This window comes from Chitinophaga sp. Ak27 (assembly GCF_012726295.1).
Classification (GTDB): domain Bacteria; phylum Bacteroidota; class Bacteroidia; order Chitinophagales; family Chitinophagaceae; genus Chitinophaga.
In genome coordinates this window covers 286,128-302,033 of the sequence record NZ_JABAOB010000011.1, presented here as the reverse complement: position 1 = coordinate 302,033, position 15,906 = coordinate 286,128, and the positions used below count along the sequence as shown (strand labels likewise).

Genomic DNA, 15,906 nt, shown 5'->3' with positions numbered 1-15,906 from the left:
CTGTCCTAAAATCACACTTTTAGACATTTAAACATCCCGACAATCAAATCAAGATCTAAAAGCTGAAAATTTATCACTTAAAAAAAAGGCCGACCAAAAAGCCTTATTTTACTTTTTGGTCAGCCCCAACCTGGGGCTATAATGATGTAGTTAGCCCCCGGTCAATATTTACAGCGCCTGGATATGCAGGTGATCCAGTGCATCCGCAAACAGGTAGCGGATATTTACCCCTCGTCCCTGGGCATTATTGATAGCAGTACGCAGGGTATTGCGTGATGTTTCATTGGTGATATGATTTAAGTCGGTAGCCGTGCTGCCGGTAGGCGAATGTTCGTTCCAGCGGTTGGGCAGGAAGAAATTGCCTGTAGTGGGGAGGTCCTGGTACTGCGTCATCAGGGTAGGGGGATGGGTATCGTTGTACACCGTGATATGCCTGTTGTAGGTGGTAAAATCATGTTCTGCACCGGCTCCATCTGCATATGGCGGCCGTGGTAATCCTAAGGCATAAGCGCCGGGTGCCAGGTTGTTGATGGCCACCACTACGGCATCCAGGCACTGCTGCTGGTTGCGGACGTCTATGCGTTTCCCATCAATATGGCTGATATCTACGGCTGTGCCATTGGAGTGATGAGAGGACGCCGGGCGTATATAGCTGAGGATACTGAAGGCCGGGTTAGCGGTCTTGTTATGATCCAGTGAGAAGTACATAATTTGCGCGATGCTTTGCAGTAGCGGGAGTGATGGTGTGAAGGTAGTACCGTTCAATGTATAGTTGCCGTGATCCCTCACATATTCCAGTTGTTGCCGTATCGCCTGGGGAATCGATACCCTGTTGGGGCCGGAAAGGATATCGCTGGCAAATTCCTGGATAGTGCTGCTGTTCGCTCCCGACACAGCCGGCACGCTGGTGCTGCCGTTGCCGGAAGACGCCGGTGCTGATGGTGTATCAAAACGCGTAAGGTTGTTACGGTCAATAAGCTGCACAAGGGTATCGCCATAATTTGGATCTGTAGCATATCCTGCCCGCGCAATCTCCCTCGCAAACTGCCGCCCGTCGTCTGTATGGCTGAATGCCGGCCGGTACCTGCTGTTGTTTACAAGGAAATTGCCATGATCGACGAAGCTTTCTGCCGCATTGGCGTAAGACCTGAAGGTATCTTTTACCCGCCACCGGTATTTGACATTACCGTTGTTATCGGTGAATTGTTCTATGGAGATAACTTCCGGATAAGGGTGCCTGCTGCGGTCATTATCGCTGTGCACTTCTGTAGTGGTTAAGAGTTGTGTAGCACCTGTCCAATGCGCTCCCGCTTTAATGCCAAAGAAGTTGAAGCCGGGTGCATGCTTGCCCCAGCCTGATTCCAACGCAGCCTGCGCCAGGGTAACGGAAGCGGGTACACGTGTCTGACGCATACTGTCTGTTGCATTCTGGCCATATTGCTGGATAAAGTCTGACTGTACAGAGAAGTCTTCCGAGAAACGTTTGGCTTCGGCCATATAATTGGTATAATCCAGGGAAAGCGATTGTGCAGCGCCTGATACCGGCGTATTATACAGCGCTATTTCTGCATTGCGGCGGTTGATAAGCCCCTGGGAGTCTACCAGCGCTCCGTTCTGCCGTACTTTTACCCACTTGCGCATTTCTGTTGGAACGGCGCCGTAATTGCCTTGATTAAGTAACCGGCGTAAGGTGGATCTGCGGAAATTGTCAGTACCAATATTGTATATAAAGCTCACCAGGGCATCAAACTGGTTCTGGTTCAGCGTTACAGTTACCTGTTGGTTAATGGCCTGCTGGAAATCATTGAGGCGGGCGGTAAGCAATGCTGTCGCTCTTGCGTCATCAATGCCGCTGAGATAAGGTTGCTCAGAAGGATCGCTGCCATTGCAATTACCTTTATGGATTAAGGTACCGTAGCCAATCGTACAGTGGCCGGCCTGGTCGTTGTACCGCTGTGCCCTGAATCCTTCCAGTCTTTTAATAAGATCTACGCCTCCTGAGGAAATGGCCGACATTGTTTCCGTGTAATTATCGTCTGATAGCGAATGAGTGGTAGCGGTGCCTGCGGCGAAATGTACGATTTGTATCCTGCCATCCCAGGCCTGGCTTACGCGTACTTCTCTTTCAAATTTCACCAGGAAGTCAGCAAGCTTTTCCTGGTAGGTGGTGCCACTTGCGGGGTCAACAATGGTCAGCTGGGTATCGTCGGCATTGCCATTACCGCGGATGGCGGTCATGAGACGTGCATGTATACCAAAGTGGGCATCGGAGCCTTCCGCAGTAGTGACCCATATGGGGCCATAGCTACGCAAGAGGTGCTCCCAACCGGCAACAGTGAGACTTTGCGGATATTCGAACTGCATGCCGGCAGCCGTCAGGAAGGGTATTTTTTCTGAGGCGCTAAGGCCCTGGTTATTTCGGAATTTAGTGAGATACATGGCGCCGATATTGCCCATGGCTGTTTCTATAGAGAGAGAGGCCTGCCGCCGCCAGCTGATCATCATCGTGGCAACCGTAGCCCAGCACACCATGCCGGTTGGTTGCCGCAAGGGAGCTACCAGGCCTGGCACGGTATAATCTACGGCATCAAATGAATTAGCAAATCTATCTACTATAGATGCAGCACTGGCATACCCATTACGCCTGCGCTTTGTGCCTATCTGGCTGTCTATTTCGATGAAACGGTTTTCCATTTTAAACGGATTGTATAACTGAAAAAATTAAATTGCTTTCCCTAGTTCAAAATGCATCCCATCTTTATGCCCGTTGAAGTGACCTCCCCAGAAAAAACCATGTTGATTGGCAATGGTCACCAGTTCCCTTACGCAGCCTGGCTGGCCCATTTGTGCAGGCTCCTGGCCAAATGGATTTTGGGCGGCATTGATGTCGAATGCAGTGCCCCAGGAGTGATTGCTCAGTGGCCTTGGAGTGCGGCTTTCAGTATGTCGTATAAAGCGCGCGGCATATCCACCTTCAAAGGAAAGCACCCTGTTCAATAGTCCGGCGGCTTCCCACGCTGCCCAGAGGCGTTGCAGCCTGTCGGCTCCCGCCCGGTGGAAGAGGATGGTGCCATGTTGTATAGGGTGCCCGTTTGCCTGTTTGCCATTCAACTGGGGTATGCTGACACTCATGATATTATCGTGTACCCAATTATCTGTTACGCGGATACCATCGCCATTGAAGGTGGCAGGATCTGCCACATAGGCGAAGGTGCCAAATTCAGCGGCGCGCTCGGGCGCATGCAATGGCCGTAAGTTGGTGGGCCTGGGAGGGAAGTCCGTTGCAGTAGCGCCGGGAGGGCTCATTTGCGTGCTGGGCGCGGGCTGCGCTTCAACGGTAGCTACAGGTTGACCCTGGCCCTGCTTGCGCATTTCGTCGAGGTCGCGTATGAATTCGGTGGGGTCAAAGTCTTCCTGCTGGCTTACCGGGGCAGGCGCCGGTGCTGCCGGCGGAGCTGGAGCGGCTGGCCGTTTGGCCGGTGCTGTCGGTACTTTATCGAATTCATTGAAGCGATTATTCAATTCTTCTGTATCTACCTGTATGGTGCCGAGATTGTAAGCATTGGCATACTTCATATTTTGCGCGATGCGGTCAAAGATAGCATGTTCGTTTTTAGCGCCAGGATCGGGCGCCGGTGCAGGTTTACTGTCCTCAACAGATTGTTGTTTACCAATATCTTCCCGGTTGACAGTTTTCTTTGACGCAGGATCATACACCTTTTTACCGGAAAGTATAGCCTGTAGATCGTTCACGATTTCTTCTTCCCTCGACGACAATGAGCCGCTGTTATCGGCAGGGGCGCTATTGGAGGGAGGATTTTGTTGTTGCAGCCCTTTAATATCGTTGATCAGCGCATCTGTATCCGGTTTGTCGGAAGAAGGAACGTCTGCGGCTTTTTCAGTAGATAGGGGATCCAGTACATCGGTTTGCAGGTCCTGGTTCTGGCTTACCGTGGAAGAAGTAGATATGAAGTCGGTTCCCTGGTAGGGCGATTCGTAACTATCATCACTATACGAAAATGATTGCACTACATATTCCTCACTATTGTTGTCTTCTGCGACGGAATAAGATTGCACCACGTATTCATCAAAAACATCCCCGTCCTTATCCAGGGAGCTTGCCACGATATACTCCTGGAAAGGTTCGCTGTCTTTCCCGGGGAGAATTTCACCATTATCGAAACTCATCGTTAATGTCTTCCTTTTCTTCCTGTTTGGTCGATGATGACAGCCATAGTAGCTGCTCAGCACATCATCGTAGCAGGTGTAAGGTATTTGTTTCTTCTTCATATACGGTTAGCATTTTAGATCCGGATATTCATTTTTACCAGCGTATAAGGATCAAATGTCATGATCAGCTCTGATTCATTTTGTGTGATATGTTGTTTATCCAGCAATATTTTCACTTCATGGGTATTAAACTCCATCACTTCTGCCAGCTGGTTGTTGATCACCGTTACCGGTGGATACCGCGGGTCAAGGGTGAAGTTTTCGCCTTTTACATGGAGGTACGGACGCTTGTTGTCATCCAGCGAGAGGCTTACCCCATTTACTTTTGGAGGCGTCATGTTCCTCCTGGATTTCTGGATCTGGTTAGCGAGTGTTTTGTAATCAATTTCGTTGTCCGATGCGCGTTGTATGTCTACCTGCCTTTTTTCTACCTGTTGCAGGTCATCTACAGAATTGACGCCCATCTTACGTAATTTGTTGCGTGTTTTCTCATCTACGCCTATGTCTTCTATCTTGGTATCATTCTTCAATCCGGAAATTTTGGTAGTAGCCCGCACCTGTTGGTCGGTAATGGACCCCAACTGGATATTTACTTTAGAAGCTCCCTGCTGTCCTGGTTGTGCGGTAATAAACCTGATGGTATCTCCATCGAATGTGGGGAAGATGTTGAGATCGATAGCCAGGTCTTTCACTGTGTAGGTCAGCGGTTTATTGATAGCTTTGATGGCCAGCGTTTCGCGGGTTTTATCCAGCTCTACGACCAGCGAGTCGACAAAGTCTTCAAGATTCCAGTATTTGTTGTCATTCGCCATGTTCAGGTGCGATATATTTTTCAGCTTTTATCGTAACACTATGATAAGAGGGGAGGAAACTGGTATCCACCCGGTACAACGGCGGGATGCTGCCTATGGTTACCTTACCATTTTCATCTACACTTACATCCAGCTCTACTGGCGTTCCTATTTCTATTTCGTAGATGTAGGAATGAACGCCATTTTCCTCATCGGTAAAGTCCCCCGGGATGTCCAATAGTTTGTCCACGATTTCCCGGAAGGAGATAAATGCTTCATCTATCATGATACTTTTATTTTTGTAACCGGGTTCAATACCACTTTCACATTTACTTCAATTTCAAAGCCCTCAAATTTGTAGGCTTCTGCAGCATCGTCCTGCTTAGCTTCGCTGCTGTCGTCGTCGGACAAGCCGTATATATAAGGATAGTCCATATGCTTATTGATTATTTGATTTGATACCCAATATCCTGATACTTACAGGTAATGGAAATTTTACTTTGGTGTTGGTCGTCTGACTCACGTACCCTTCGGGGCTGAGTGATTCCACTTTGCCCAACGTGATCTCGAAAAGCTTAAATACCGGTACTACCCATACCATGCCCTGCTCGTAGGTTCTGCCTCTTAGCTTAATGTTATAGATCATTTCCGCTGCATTGGATTTTGCAAATTCTGTGTTCCGGATGGCGCTGAGCTGTTCATCTTCCAATGGGGTGTTTCCATCCCAGCCGCCGAGCAATTTGTTAAGCTCGGCGATACTTAGCTCAATTCCCGCCTTCATCCTGCCTGAAGTTGTATCGGTGAGGCTTTCTTTGTCCTTTTCGTCAATAGACAGCTTCGTAGGGGTGATGCCGTTAGATGTATGATCGGCGGAAAGCGATACGGTGTACCTGGCGTCGACATTCAGTTCCCAGAGTGATTTTGACTTTCCCAGGGAGGGCGACTGCCATACTTTGTTCCAGAAGGACCGGTAAACCTTCATGTCTGTCAGTTCTTTTTCGCCGGAAACGGCGTCTCCCTGGCTTTGCACGAAATAGCGCTGTACAAATACCGCCGTCGTGTTGCCTATTGCTTTATATACTTTTTCTCCGGATGTTTTCCAGCGCATTTCTGCGAATATTTCGATATTCCTGTTCAGGGGAATACTACCGATTTCATTTTTCAGGAATTCAAACTCCATAATAGTATTGGCTACAATATCTTTTTTCCGGAATGTTTTTTCCAGGAGGAGTTGTTTGGTAGCCGGATCTTTGAAGTAAAAAGTATAGATTGCCCGTGGTAAGGGATTTTTGGGAGATGAACTTACATTTAGTTTTATTTTGAAGACAATTTTATCGGACTGTTGCAGCAGCAATACATCTTTGCCATTGTGTGGCGTAAGTTTCAGCGACTCAAAAGTAAGTATTACCCCGTTGCTGAGCGAATAAACGCCATTGTCCAGGGAAAGGGACTGTGCGGCAGCCGGGGCTGGAGCAGGAGCAGGCTGGGGCTGTACGTTCTGTAACTGCGCCAGTAACTGTGCCAGCACAGCAGGATTGATATTGGGTGCAGCTCCCGCAGCAGGTTGGTTCTGCATCAATTGCTGCATCATCAGCCTGCGTTGTACATCGCCGGCCAGTGTGCTCATCAGCTGATTGTTGGCTTGTAGTGTTTGTAGTTTATGCTGGTTAGCGGCGTTGACGAGTTGCGGCAGTAGCTGTAAACCTTGCTGGATAATAGGACCAGCCATACTGGCCAGGAGTGCATCATCGATGCCAAATACAAAAGGCTTCGAGAACTGGTTGTTATCGGGCTGACCATCGCTATAATTGCCGAAGCGGTTATCGCTGCCGGCGGCATAGCTTATAGATTGTTGCCCGCTGAACCCTGGTATGGATGGCGCTACAGCACGCAGTACGGCGCCAAGCAGGTTGGTGAGCATGTTGGTGTTGCTATTGCTGTTAGCACCCGTAGTACCACTCCCCGGCGCAGCGGTAGTGGTTTGCGGATTCAGGTAGCTGATGGCTGCCGGCAGCACCGCTCTTACAAGCCCCCCAAGAATATCCTCTATGGAGGTTTGCTGTGACAGCGACTGTTGTTCGGCGGTTATATTCCTTACGGGGTTGAAATCTGTAGTGTCCATCATAGTACTTGCTGATGAGGAGAGGTTAAAGTGCATTGTGTTGATCTGTTGCATGGCAACAGGTATCCTGATCACTTTTGAAACCGCCGGCGCCCTGCCATTGCTGTCTTTTGCGCTGCACAGCTGTATGAGGCAGTTTTCGCGGTCAAAATACTTTTTGGGTAGCGCTATTTCTTCTTCACTGTCTCCCAGGAAAGTGAGCTTCTTTTTTCGCTGGAAAGGCGTCACCTTCGAAATATCATCTACCCATTGGATCCCGGCCCTGGTAACAATTTGTTTGCCTATCTTGAACTGGTAATATTCGTTGGTACCGATATCTATCTTAAAATGATAGCTATGGTTGTCTGCCGATTCCCAATGTAAAATAGCCAGGCTCATATCCAAAAGTTATCAATGAGGTGCGCCAACAGCCGGGGCTGCAATAGCGGGTGTGTTACCGGCAGGTTTAAGGGCTGCCACGCCGCCATCCGCGTACATATTGGCGAAGTTGTCCAGTTTGAAATAGTCTGTTTTAAACTTGATATTTACATGTCCTTTGAGGTTAGCGGTGAGGTCATCGGTGGCCTTTTTATCGGACGTGTTTACCTGGATATTGGTGTTGGTGATATCGGTGGTCATACTTGGTCCCCCAAATATAGCACCCAGTATGCCGCCATCGGCTTCCACATGCGTGTTTACGGTGTTGATGTTCTGATCGTCGTGGTGGGCAGTGCTGGCGCGCGTAGCTTTAATGCTGAATTCCACCTGTGCGTCTATTTCGCCTTTTTCTACAACGAGGCGGGTTACACCCATGAGCAATACTTCACGCAATGCGGCGCGGTGTTCTTTCGCCATATTTATTTTTGCTTCGAGGATATGTTTTTTCACTTCGGCATCTTCCAGGTCCTGTTTCTCGCCTTCAGGGTTGGTGAGCGCCAGTTTGGAACTGCCGTCGGCTTGCTTTTCTGTAGTTACGTTGTACTTGTCGCTCCGTGACTCCGCCAGCCGTGCAAAGGTGTCGTCATCTTTTACCTTTTTGATGAAGTCGGCAGTAGATTTGGTTGCCTCCTTCATCAGTTTGATATAGCTATCTGTTTGGCTTTTCATTACTTTAAGATTGGCGTCGAATACCGCTTTCAGCAGGTCGGCCACAAATTTTGGGAAGTCTACTGAGTCGACCAGTTCCTTGAAAGATTTGGTGTCGCCCTGGAAGCCGGGGTCATAGCCTTTGTAGCCCATATCTTTTCCGCTGTCGGTGGCCATACTTTCTTCTATACCGTGTTTTTTCATCTGTTTGGCGGTATAGTCATCTATCAGTGACAGGTAGATGCTTTTCTGGTCTTCCAGGGGCATATTCCTGAACACATCGCTGCTGCCCAATACTTCTCTTGCCTGCGCCCTGGCAAATTCCCGGATCTGCCCTTTGGAAGGTATTACATTGATATCCATAGCTGGTTATACTTTTGAATGATTGATTAATTGAACAAATGCCTGGACTGTTAAAAGTCCCATTCATCCTTGCCGGCAGGCGCGGTGGATTTTTCAGGTGCTTTGTCATCGTCTTTATCGCTATCGCGGTCCCTGTCACGCCCTTTGATACGTTTATGATCGTTGTCGTCTTTGGCGTCGTCGTCGTCATCCCTGTTTTGCAGTTGCGCCTGGCTGATGATGAAGGCATCCACGTTGCTGATAAAGGTGGAGAAGCGGGTATCATCTTCAAAGGTTACCGGGTTGTAGTCGGCGATAGAATTAAGAATAGCATAACCCAGTTTGGCTTTATTGTAAAGAATAGTTGTCTTCGGACGTTGGTGTTTCATCCCTTCATACAGCAGTTCTACTACTTTCCACCAGTTACCGCCCGCAGGTACCAGTTGTTTCACTATTTCCGGGTGACTGAGAATGCGTTTGATAACGAAGTACAGCTCATCATAGATAATCGGCGATATCACATTGGCCATACCGGAGCAGTGGGTAGACAAGTTGTATTGCAGATCTTCAACGGCCTGCATCACTGTTTGGCGGGATACATAGCTGTCGGGGTTGGGACTATCCTGCGCTTTCTGGATATACTTGGCTACTTCCATGATAAGTACGCGCCAGTATTTCGGGAATTCTTTATTCACTACCACATCTTCCGTAACCGGTGCATTGCCGTAGTTGAACACCTGTTTGTAGAACATCATACGCTCTGCGGGCCGGGTTCTGTCAACGATCTTGCCAGTTTTGGGGTTAGTAAATTTATTAGAGAAAACATAGAGCTGCAGGTCTTCCCGGAGCTGCTGGTCGGAGATTTGTATATTTCCCCTGACCATATATTTGTGTGTGAAGAAATTGACTACATTGAATACATCCAGCTCATCACCCAGGGTCATGGAGTAGAACATTTGGGCAGCGCAGCGGATATTGTCGGAGAGAATTTGTACCACCGCATTATCTTCATCGAGGAAGGTAACGCTGAAGTCGGGCGTACCCTGACTGGTGGAGGTATCGGTGTCTGAAGTATCGTCCTGCCATCCGGGCGTATTTTCAATATCGTTCATGAAAATGGGCAGGAGGGTATCGATATTCGTTTTGGTCACCGGCAGCACAGATGCTTTGATCATCTTGATGAGCCGGGGGATCATTGCTACTGGTATATCATCGTAGTATTTCGATAATTTCAGCAGGTCCAGTTCTTTGCTGTTGCTCACATAGTTTGCTACCGTTGTTTGTATGAGGGGGTAGAAGGATTGTGAGGAGAAAGAAGGATTGTTTTTGAGGATATCCTGGATGATCTGGGCGGTGTCGGTATTGTATTCCACATCCACTTTTTCTGCGTGGATATACTCGCGTGCGGCGCTTACCTGTGCGTAGCTGATGATGTTGCGGTTGCCGGATCTATTACCAAAAATAAAATTGGTGAGACCATTGATTTCCTGGTATCCTGCGTTATAGCCCATGGCCAGCAGGTAGTTGACGATACCGGGATAGTTAAGTATGGTACGTGGATTGATGTCCAGGTTATTCCAGTTGTTCATCAATCTGTCGGAGAAATCGAATTTCAGCAGGGAGAGTTTATCTTCTGCATCGATGTATTCTTCGAGGCTGTAATGTATGGTACTGCCGTTGTTGAGGTAACTGTTGGCGTTGATAGCCCGGTAGATGTTGCTAAGGAGGCTACCTTCTTCCCATTGCTGTTCTTCTTTGTATCTGCTGCCATAGCGCCTGGTTTTCAAGGAGGCGGTTACAAAGTCCTGGATAAAGGTGCCATCTGGTCCGGTCCAGTCACCATTTTCATCTTTCTGATAGATGGGTTTACTGAGGAGATCGTTCAGATACACCAGCTGCTCTTTCACATTGGCATCAATATCAGCAGTGACGCCATTTGTTGTGACATTTGTTCTGCGTATTTTAACGCCGTTTGTAGGGAAAAAATTGAGCGTTGCCATTGACTTTTTGTTTAAAGAATTTATGATAAAATAGCGTTTAACAGTTTGAATGAGTCTGCGAGGTTAAGCAGGCCGTATCCGGCCTTCTGGTCCCTTACTTTGCTGGTGAGCCTGTCAGATGTATTTCTCAGGATATAATTGATATCGGTGTTTGTAAGCTTGCGGCCTTTTTCATAGGCCAGTGATTTCATGAGGGCAACTGCGCCACTCACGAACGGTGATGCCTGCGAAGTGCCGGAAGATAGGGCATAGCCGTTGTTGAGGTAAGAGCTATAGATGTTGGAGCCGGGTGCTACTACGGAGATGCTGGCGCCGTAGGAAGTGAAGCCAGTTACCTGCCCTGAGCCATCTACTGCACCCACTGCAAAAACGCCATCCAGGGCGCCTGGATAATATTTCTCGTCGGTACCATCGTTGCCGCTGGCTGCTACAATTGTTACGTTTTTACTGAGTGCATATTTTACGATGTCTTCATGCGGCAGTCCACCGCCGGAATGCTTTATTCCGAGGCTCATATTGATTACGTCGGCGCCATGGTCTACCGCCCATTTGATGCCGTTGTTGATATTGTCAACAATGCCGGCGCCCACAATACGGTTACCGCTTTTCATCGCGGCGAGTACCCGTATTACCATGAGGCTGCATGATGGGCAAACGCCCTCATTCATTTTTAGTCCTTTAGCGGCTAAAATACCGGATACGTGTGTGCCATGGCCAACCTGGTCCTCAGGTAATGCATCTATATTCAGTACATCTCCAATGAATTCGGAGGTATCGAGTCCCTGCAGATCAACGAAGTTTTTTCTGAGTACAATTTTATTTTCCAGCTCAGGATGATTAAAGTTGGCGCCAGTGTCCAGCACCGCCACGCGTATGTCTTTCACTCCCCGCGTCCATTCTTTGGCATACGGCAGGTAGATCAAATCACCGGGATCGGTGACGGCCATCGTGAACGCGCCCGCTACTTCGCGGGGAAACTCGGTAGTGCCCAACAGCAGCGTGCGTAACTGCACAATGAATGGGAGCTGCTTAATCCGTTGCATGACGTCGTCGGGTAATTTCCCATCGTCCTGGAGAATGATTCGGAAGGTAAGGTGCAGGTCCGCGTGCATCTCCTCGGCACTCCATTCCGCGGTATGCGGTTTATACTCCCGTGTGGTCCAAAACTTACGGTTTGCATCATTAAGAATGCGATCCACGTCGGGGTGGAACCTTTCTACCACCGTTGTTTTATCATTGATAAAATCAACCCAGTAGGGAATGTTGGCTGGAAGCTGATCCTGGATGCTTCCTGCAACTTTAATGATAATATGCTCTTTCATAGAGGCAATGATTATCCGTGCCGTTTGATAATCGACAGGCTAATGATACTGATATGGTAATGTGTAACTATAGGGCATAGCAGTAGGAATCAGGGGTATTCACATCTAAATCATCGACAACACGGTCCTAGCTACATAACACCAGTACGATACGACTCGATTTGCTCTTTAAGTTTATAAAGTGTTGAAATAAAACGATACCAGATTCCGACAATTCAAAAAGATATGCTATAAAAACACCAAATGCTGAAATTCTTGAGGTTACATTTCCAAAAACTGTTGTAAAAAAGGGGCTCGAACTTGTATTGTAGGCTCTGGAATATGAAGCTAGGAAATATTAAGGAATCCGCAAAAAAAAATTGGACAAACAATTTTGTTTGTCCAAATACAGTAAAAACGGTCATACTTTAACCAGGTTATCAGCAAAAACATAGCACTATTCATTTATTTATTTAACAGGCGCAATGCTTCGTTCATAATTTTTTTCGCACCTGTTTTATTCAGCCACTCTTCAAACGTTAGCAGGCCCGGGTGAATTTTCCGCAGGCTTTCTTCATCTGCTTTCGTGGTTTTGCCCGAGTTAAGCCACTCGTAACCCCTGGCAAATCGTGGATTTAGTTGTCGCAGTGTTTCCATTGGAAGTAACTGGTACTGTATGTTCAACCCGGTGGTTTTGCTCATGGCCGCCGCCATTTGCACAGGCGTTAAGGTGTCGCCAGACAACTCAATGATTTTATGATTAAATGCCTCCCGTTGCCTGAAGGCGATCGCTGCCAGCTGGCCGATATCTTCCAGTGCAATCAATTGCATTTGTGTGGAGGGTAAAGCTGCGGTAGTAAATGAAGTACCTTGTAAACCAAATGCCGGATGCACAAAATTTTCCATGAAAGAAGCAGGCCGCAATATTGTATAGGAGATCCCGAGCGTCTGAATATACTTTTCTACCATTGCTTTCTCTGTTTGCATACCGGTTTGGGCAGCCTGATCTACACCAATAGCAGAACTATATATCAGGTGCGCCACCTGGTGAGCCACGGCTGCATCAGCCACATTTTTGCCTGCTTGCACTTCGTCCTGGTCCATCGCCAGCGGTCCGGGATGCACATTAAATACCCCATATACCTCTTCCATTGCCTGATCAACAGATGCGCGGTCCGCCAGATTACCTTGCTTCATTTCTACACCCATGGCCCTCAATTCCTGTGCACTAGCATTGTTGATATCACGGGTAAAGCCGCGGACCAGCCATCCTTCTGCTAGTAACACCCGGGCCACGGCGCCGCCCTGCTGGCCGGTAGCGCCAACTACTAAAATACGATTCCTGTTTTGCATAAATCTAATTGAGTTTATCGGCAAAACTATTACCAACGCCTGGTGTAGAATTGTATCAGACCGACATTTTCTAATGTGAGGAACAACACTCCCGGAAGTTTTTGGGACTGACTCCTGTCAGCCGTTTAAAATCGGAAATAAAATGAGACTGGTCAAAGTATCCTGCCAGGTGAGCAACGTCTGTTAGCCGGCGGGAAGGCTGGCCAGCAATAAGCTGTTTAGCTTTTTCAAAACGGGCCACGCGGAGAAAGCGGCTAATGCTGGTACCAATATATCGCTTGAAATTCCGTTCTATCTGCCGCTCACTTAGCGGAAGCGCTTTTAGTTGCAGGAAGGGAGATCCTTGCACGTCATTTTTTATATCATCTGCCAGGTCAAAGATAAGTTGATGTGAAGCGTGAGGCGCGGTAAACCGCCGCAACAGAAATGTTTCAAACAACGTAACCCGCGCCGAAAATGACAGCGGCTGTAACTGATCGTACAGCTGGTGCAAGCTGCTTCCGAAAATGTCTTCGCCTGCTACCATTCCATTGCTTAACTCCTGCATAGGCATCTTTGTAAATACGCTTAATCCATAAGGCGTAAAACTGACGAAAAATTTATCTGCCAGGGTGGAACGACAGGTAGCAGGACTGAAGCGGATCATCTTTTCCTTCACGCCCAGCAACCCGGTTTTCACAGGCTGTCCATCATAAAAAGTGCCCTGATCAAAATCCAGGAGAAAAGAAGTATTCAGCCGGGAATAGATAGATTTGAATAACGTACCGGCGCCATCCAGTTGAACGAAGTAGTCGACATATGGAGCTAATAGCGGGTGACCTGGTTTGGCAAAGTGGTAGTTAAACATAGCCGGCTTGTTTGAATGGTGATAATCTATCTCTCCTAAAGGTAATAAAAAGTACATAGGGAAGCCAGTCTTACCACTTATAGGTAATACCCAAAGACCAGTAAAACGTGTTACTCAGGGGCTCTACTTTAACCGTTGATGCTTTGGTAGACACCGTTGTTAAGGTAAGCACCGCCGGATGCAATGGAATAGCATAAGTGGGTTCAAAAGAAAAGCTGAGTCGCTTATGAATGGTATAAGATATAGGTAAGCTGAGCTCATCATCCAAAATGGTAAAATTAGATGCGCCGCTCATATCCGCTGTCACCGAAGGTAATTGCCGCTGCTTCTGTTTCTTGCTAACATTTATTACAGGACTGAGGCGGCGGTTGTTATAATAGTTATCATAATAATGTTGTGTTCCCGCATTGGCTGCTACGGCAGGAGTGATGTTCAGGTGATCATTGAACAGGTCGAAACTATGTTCCAATGCCAGCTTTATTAAATAGTCAGTTTTTATCCCGAAATTCATATACCCTTCTGCCGCCACCGCGATAATTCCATTGAAATCATAGGCCAGACTGGCATGCGCATCACCTTTTACTTCCGACCGTACGTTGTCGCTCAGCGTATTATAGAAGAATTTGGAGGCACTGATTTCTCCATCAAAATTACCCCGCGAAAACATATACCCGGCGCTAAATATGCCTGCCTCCACACGAGTACTGTTATTCATTAAAATGGAAAGAGCGCCTTCCGCATATAGCCCGGATTTATGATAATAGCCTAGTGCAGCAGATAAATATGGGATGCGGGCAGGGTCTTTCCTGCCGGTATATACGTTGTCGCTCAGGTATTCCAGGCCTGCACTGAAGCGCGGCTTCCGCTCTTCGTTGCGGATTGGTATCGTTTGTTCGTTACCGGTAGTCGGAAGTGAATCATGTTGCTGCGCAAACATCGTGATTGACGGGAGGAACAGCAGGCATAGTGATAGCGTTTTCATGTGCTTTTGCAGATTATACTGTATAGTGACTATAGACTTTGTTATAATCAAAAAGTTTAATCTGTAAATGCCTGTCGATATTATATGTTGATTAAAATAAGATTAGAAAATAAGCAGGCAGGATATCCTGACGCTGTTAAAAACTTAAATCCAGGAAGTGTTTACCCTGGTATTTAATATCGATTTTTTTTGAGAACCAACCTACTTTGCCCGCCATGGTACCGGAGAATGACACCACCACAGAATCAGCCATATTGATACCACTGTTGCCCAGCTTTGCAAAATCAGGTTCTACTATCACCGGTATGGTGAAGGTAGCATGGGCAGGTATGTTCATCACGGTATCGAGTTTTACGTGTCCCAGGTAAAATGTATCCAGCCGGAGATCCAGCTCCCCGCCGGTAAAGGTAAAGCCATAGTTGTTGGGATTGTAGTATACGCCTGTAACTCGCAGTGCTGCTCTTTGAGGCGTGATGTTGAATACCTTAACAGGAAGCTTTCGCGGCAGCCGTGCTTCGGGTGTTTTGAAAAATGAACAGGAAGATAAGGTAATGGCGGCAATCACTGCCAGGATTGTTGCTCTGGATATTCTCTCGCGGACTTTCATATGCTTGTTAATTTTGGTTGATTAATGATGTAGTAGTATAAAAGGCAAGCATGGAGGGAAAAAGGGTGAAGAGAACGGAAAAAACGCGCTATATAATCTCTCTCGAAAATACCAGTCCGGCAATTATTACAGCCACAATTATCCGGCAGCTGTTAATAAGGAAGAACTGGCTCACAAGAGTATAACTTTCATTTTTTAGCGAATCAATAAAACATAGGCAATTATCAAATTAATGGTAAAAGATCTGAGCGCCGGCTTGTAATTTC

13 protein-coding genes are annotated in these 15,906 nt (G+C 47.4%); all 13 read right to left on the bottom strand.

The features are described 5' to 3' along the window. Nucleotides 1-168 precede the first annotated feature (168 nt). A complete protein-coding gene (locus HGH90_RS29105; protein WP_168765462.1) occupies nucleotides 169-2,694 on the bottom strand; it encodes a glycoside hydrolase family protein in 2,526 nt (841 codons plus the stop codon). Nucleotides 2,695-2,721: 27 nt separating this feature from the next. Beyond that, a complete protein-coding gene (locus HGH90_RS29100; RefSeq protein WP_169192543.1) occupies nucleotides 2,722-4,290 on the bottom strand; it encodes a M15 family metallopeptidase in 1,569 nt (522 codons plus the stop codon). A 14-nt stretch (nucleotides 4,291-4,304) separates the two neighbouring features. Beyond that, the gene (locus HGH90_RS29095; protein WP_168765460.1) at nucleotides 4,305-5,042 is read right to left on the bottom strand and encodes a hypothetical protein; all 738 of its coding nucleotides are present in this window, start codon (nucleotides 5,040-5,042) and stop codon (nucleotides 4,305-4,307) included. Beyond that, nucleotides 5,032-5,307: a hypothetical protein gene (locus tag HGH90_RS29090; protein WP_168765459.1), complete on the bottom strand. Its 276-nt coding sequence runs from the start codon at nucleotides 5,305-5,307 to the stop codon at nucleotides 5,032-5,034. The genes HGH90_RS29095 and HGH90_RS29090 overlap by 11 nt, the downstream gene beginning before the upstream one ends. After that, nucleotides 5,304-5,456 (bottom strand): hypothetical protein, encoded by a 153-nt coding sequence (locus HGH90_RS29085; RefSeq protein WP_168765458.1) that lies wholly within the window; start codon nucleotides 5,454-5,456, stop codon nucleotides 5,304-5,306. Before HGH90_RS29085 ends, HGH90_RS29090 begins: the two co-directional genes overlap by 4 nt. A 4-nt stretch (nucleotides 5,457-5,460) precedes the next feature. Next, nucleotides 5,461-7,521 (bottom strand): hypothetical protein, encoded by a 2,061-nt coding sequence (locus HGH90_RS29080; protein WP_168765457.1) that lies wholly within the window; start codon nucleotides 7,519-7,521, stop codon nucleotides 5,461-5,463. 12 nt (nucleotides 7,522-7,533) lie between these two features. Beyond that, the gene (locus tag HGH90_RS29075; RefSeq protein WP_186452347.1) at nucleotides 7,534-8,571 is read right to left on the bottom strand and encodes a hypothetical protein; all 1,038 of its coding nucleotides are present in this window, start codon (nucleotides 8,569-8,571) and stop codon (nucleotides 7,534-7,536) included. Between the two features lie 50 nt (nucleotides 8,572-8,621). Beyond that, nucleotides 8,622-10,550, bottom strand: coding sequence for a hypothetical protein (locus HGH90_RS29070; protein WP_169192542.1), 1,929 nt, complete (start codon nucleotides 10,548-10,550; stop codon nucleotides 8,622-8,624). 20 nt (nucleotides 10,551-10,570) lie between these two features. Beyond that, entirely contained in the window at nucleotides 10,571-11,872 is a 1,302-nt protein-coding gene (locus tag HGH90_RS29065; RefSeq protein ID WP_169192541.1) for a S8 family peptidase, read from the bottom strand. A 444-nt stretch (nucleotides 11,873-12,316) separates the two neighbouring features. Continuing rightward, nucleotides 12,317-13,204, bottom strand: a complete 888-nt coding sequence (locus HGH90_RS29060; protein ID WP_169192540.1) for an NmrA/HSCARG family protein — start codon at nucleotides 13,202-13,204, stop codon at nucleotides 12,317-12,319. Nucleotides 13,205-13,274: 70 nt separating this feature from the next. Further along, the gene (locus tag HGH90_RS29055; protein ID WP_169192539.1) at nucleotides 13,275-14,108 is read right to left on the bottom strand and encodes a helix-turn-helix domain-containing protein; all 834 of its coding nucleotides are present in this window, start codon (nucleotides 14,106-14,108) and stop codon (nucleotides 13,275-13,277) included. Nucleotides 14,109-14,121: 13 nt separating this feature from the next. Beyond that, nucleotides 14,122-15,033: a hypothetical protein gene (locus tag HGH90_RS29050; RefSeq protein WP_169192538.1), complete on the bottom strand. Its 912-nt coding sequence runs from the start codon at nucleotides 15,031-15,033 to the stop codon at nucleotides 14,122-14,124. Nucleotides 15,034-15,169: 136 nt separating this feature from the next. Continuing rightward, nucleotides 15,170-15,640 carry an LEA type 2 family protein gene (locus HGH90_RS29045; protein ID WP_169192537.1) on the bottom strand — a complete coding sequence of 157 codons (471 nt, stop codon included), beginning with the start codon at nucleotides 15,638-15,640 and terminating at the stop codon, nucleotides 15,170-15,172. Between the last annotated feature and the right edge of the window lie 266 nt (nucleotides 15,641-15,906).